Source organism: Salipiger sp. HF18 (assembly GCF_011806505.1).
Lineage (GTDB): Bacteria > Pseudomonadota > Alphaproteobacteria > Rhodobacterales > Rhodobacteraceae > Salipiger > Salipiger thiooxidans.
On the sequence record NZ_JAATOS010000415.1, the window covers coordinates 1 to 3467 of the forward strand.

At 66.3% G+C, this 3467-nt stretch carries 5 protein-coding genes and 1 pseudogene; 2 read left to right on the plus strand and 4 right to left on the minus strand.

Annotated features, from left to right (window positions below):
• Positions 1-694: methylenetetrahydrofolate reductase (locus HC022_RS21555; protein ID WP_167453781.1), on the minus strand; the 694-nt coding region annotated here is incomplete at its 3' end.
• Positions 695-789: 95 nt separating this feature from the next.
• Here HC022_RS21555 and HC022_RS21560 point away from each other — a divergent pair.
• Complete coding sequence (locus HC022_RS21560) at positions 790-1695, plus strand: LysR family transcriptional regulator (RefSeq protein ID WP_008886275.1); 906 nt, start codon at positions 790-792, stop codon at positions 1693-1695.
• Between the two features lie 72 nt (positions 1696-1767).
• Here HC022_RS21560 and HC022_RS21565 read toward each other — a convergent pair whose 3' ends face one another.
• Positions 1768-1974 (minus strand): cold-shock protein, encoded by a 207-nt coding sequence (locus HC022_RS21565; protein WP_008885598.1) that lies wholly within the window; start codon positions 1972-1974, stop codon positions 1768-1770.
• A 224-nt stretch (positions 1975-2198) separates the two neighbouring features.
• Here HC022_RS21565 and HC022_RS21570 point away from each other — a divergent pair, with 224 nt between their 5' ends.
• Positions 2199-2519, plus strand: coding sequence for an arsenate reductase family protein (locus tag HC022_RS21570; RefSeq protein WP_167453782.1), 321 nt, complete (start codon positions 2199-2201; stop codon positions 2517-2519).
• A gap of 10 nt (positions 2520-2529) precedes the next feature.
• On the opposite strand, the gene HC022_RS21575 is transcribed toward HC022_RS21570, so the two are convergent.
• Both HC022_RS21575 and HC022_RS21580 read right to left on the minus strand, forming a co-directional pair.
• The gene (locus HC022_RS21575; RefSeq protein WP_165617126.1) at positions 2530-3090 is read right to left on the minus strand and encodes a DoxX family membrane protein; all 561 of its coding nucleotides are present in this window, start codon (positions 3088-3090) and stop codon (positions 2530-2532) included.
• Positions 3091-3101: 11 nt separating this feature from the next.
• Positions 3102-3467: pseudogene (locus HC022_RS21580) on the minus strand (DUF2063 domain-containing protein); the annotation flags it as partial.

A 3467-nucleotide genomic window follows, 5' to 3' on the forward strand; every position in this document is an offset into this window, starting at 1 on the left:
CACGCTCGGCGGCCTCTAAGGCCTCGATGACCCATGCCGGAACCTTGGTGCCGCAGGCCTCGGCAAAGCGGCGTGCGCCCTTCCAGTTCTCGATCGGCAGGATCCCCGGCACGATCTGTTTCTCGATGCCGGCCTTGGCGCAGGCATCGCGGAAGCGGAAGAAGGTCTCGGCCTCGAAGAAGAACTGGGTCAGCGCCTCGGAGGCACCGGCGTCGAGCTTGCGCTTCAGCCACTCCACGTCAGCGGCGGCATTGGCGGCCTCGGGGTGCACGTCGGGGTAGGCGCCGACGCGGATGTTGAAATCGCCGGTCTTGCGCAGCGCCTCGATCAGCTCGACCGAGCTGCCGAAGCCCTCGGGGTGCGGGGTGAAGCCCGAGGCACCCTTGGGCGGATCGCCCCGCAGCGCCACGATGTCCTTCACGCCGGCGTCGCGGAACTGCTCGGCGATGGCGAGGGTCTCGGCCCTGGTGGCGTCGACGCAGGTCAGGTGCGCCGCGACCCGCAGGCCCGAGTGCTTGTGCAGGGTGGCCACGACATCGCGGGTGAGCTCGCGGGTGGTGCCGCCGGCACCGTAGGTGACGGAGACGAAGTTCGGTTTCAGCGGGGCCAGCGCCTGGACGGTGTCCCAGAGACGGAACGTCGCCTCTATGTTGCGCGGCGGGAAGAATTCGAACGAGATTTCGGGGCGTTTCATGCCGGGATCCTCATTTTTGCTGGGATCCTTGTTGCACAAAGGGCATTGTGAGACAAACTCATAAATCTCAAGAACAACATGAGCGAAACACTGGGATGCATATCGAATTCCGTCACCTGCGCACGATCAGGGCGATCCACGAGGCGGGCGGCCTGGCCCGTGCGGCGGACCAGCTGAACATCACGCAGTCGGCTTTGTCCCATCAGATCAAGGGGCTGGAGGATCAGGCAGGCATCGAGCTTTTCGTGCGCCGCTCCAAGCCCATGCGGCTGTCGGCGGCGGGGCTGCGGCTTCTGCGGCTGGCCGAGCAGGTGCTGCCTCAGGTCGAGGCGGCGCAGGCCGAGTTCGCGGGGCTGCGGGCGGGGCGCTCGGGACGGCTGCACATCGCCATCGAGTGCCACGCCTGTTTCGAATGGCTGTTCCCGGTGCTCGAGGCCTTTCGCAAGCACTGGCCCGACGTCGACGTGGACATCCGCCCGGGGCTCGCCTTCGACGCGCTGCCGGCGCTCGAGAAGGAGGACGTGGACGTGGTGATCTCCTCCGACCCCGAGGACCTCCCCAACATCGTCTTCACGCCGCTCTTCGACTACAGTCCTGTCTTCGTCGCCGCCTCGGCGCATCCGCTGGCCGCCAAGCCCTATGTCGATGCGCAGGATTTCCGTGGCGAGACGCTCATCACCTATCCGGTGGACCGGGCGCGGCTCGACGTGTTCTCGCAGCTCCTGAGCCCCGCCAAGGTCGAGCCCTCCGCGATTCGACAGGTCGAACTGACCGCGGTGATCCTGCTGCTGGTCGCGTCGAACCGCGGCGTGGCGGTGCTGCCCGACTGGGTGGTGCGCGAGGTGAAGTACAATTCAGACTATGTCACCCGGCCGCTGACCAAGAAGGGGCTGCGCCGCACGCTCTATGCTGCGACCCGTTCGGGCGATCTGCAGAAACCCTACATGACCGATCTGATCCGCCTCGCCGGACAGGAGGCGACCCGCCTGCAAACGCAGTGAGCTGGCGCAGGGCACATGGGAAGGCGGATAGGTCCCGGCCTGCGGGCCGGGACGAGGAAATATGATTTCAGGTCAAAGTGTTTTCAGGTCGGACGCCATCATGCGGCCGTCACGACCTTCTTTCAGCTCGTAGCTAACCTTCTGGTTGTCCGCGAGCCCGGTGAGGCCAGAGCGTTCCACCGCGGAGATATGGACGAAGACGTCCTTGCCGCCCTCTTCGGGCGCGATGAAGCCGTAGCCTTTCGTGGTATTGAACCATTTCACGGTGCCGCTCGGCATGTTCCCGTGCTCCTTCCAAGTCTTTCATAAGTTTACCCCGGCCAGGCCGGGCGCCCCGTCACATTCGCCTTTCAGGAAGGGGGTGCGTTCACCGCCCTCCGGGATTGATCGTCGAAGGTCACAGCCAAAAGCGTTACACAGGCGATGTAAAAATCAAGAGAAACACCTCGCGCCCGCAGCAATCGGCGATAAATTGTGCGCACGAGGCAAAAGAAGAGGGCGAGATGAAACTCTACGGGCTCAAGAATTGCGACACGTGCCGCAAGGCATTGAAGGCATTGCCACAGGCAGAGCTGGTCGACGTGCGCGCCGACGGCGTGCCGGGCGATGTGCTGGCCGCGGCGCATGAGCGGTTTGGCGAAAAGCTCCTGAACACGCGCTCCACCACCTGGCGGGGGCTGTCGGAGGCAGAGCGCGTGGCGTCGCCGCTGGAACTGCTGGCGGCGCATCCCGCCCTGATGAAGCGTCCGCTCATCGTCGATGGCGATGCGATGCATCTGGGCTGGGACAAGTCGGTGCAGGAGGCGCTCGGCGTCGCCGCCTGACGGGCGCCGGTCAGAGGGCGGGGGACTGTCGCGGCGTCGCGAGCCGTGACAGTCCGCGGTCGAGCGCCAGCCAGCCTCCGCCCTTCAGCACCAGCGTGACCATCAGGAACATCCAGAGCAGCCGCTGATCGAGGATCATTGCGTCGGGCATGCGGTCGAAGAGCGCGCCCACGGTCTCGTCATGGGCGATGGCACCGTGACCATAAAGGTCGGTGAGGCTCTGTACCGTGACGAAGCCGATCATTCCCAGCGCCGCCAGCCGGGTGGCAAGCCCCAGAACCACCAGCAGCGGCAGCAGGAATTCTGCCCAGGTGCCGGCGACCGTCACCGCCCAGTGCAGGATGCCGAGCTGCGAGATGTCGTAGCCCGCAGCCTCGAGCTGGCGGGGGAAGATCTGTGCGTAGGCGCCGTCCGAGGGGATGATCAGCCCGAAGAGCCCGTCGCCGAGCTTGGTGCGGGCGGAACTCCAGAAATAGACCAGCAGCGTTGCGGCAAAGGTGAGCCGGGCGAGCAGGGGCAGCAGCCCCGTGGTGCGGATCTCGAGCCAGTCGGCGGTATCCTGGTAAAGCATGAAAAACCGGGTCATGAGATCAATCCCGTGATGGCGCCCTGACCGAGCAGCAGCGCGAGGGTGGGTGCGGGGTCGAAGCCCGCGCCGCATTGGGTGACGGCGGCACCGAGCGGCATGCCCGCCTTCAGCGCGAGGGCGAAGGCATGGCCGCGCTCGGGTAGGGCCGAGACCACCGGATCGAACTCGGGCCGGGTGACCACGATGTCCTGCGCGCCGGAGCTCGGCCGCTCGCGCGTCTCGCCAAGCGCGTAGCTGCGGATCTCGGCCAGCGGCCAGCGCGAGGCGATGAGCTGCACCGCGGGCGCAAGCGTGACGCGGGCCCGTTCCAGCGCCTCCTCGTCGAGGGCAAGCAGCTCGGCGGGCTCGATGGAGGCGGC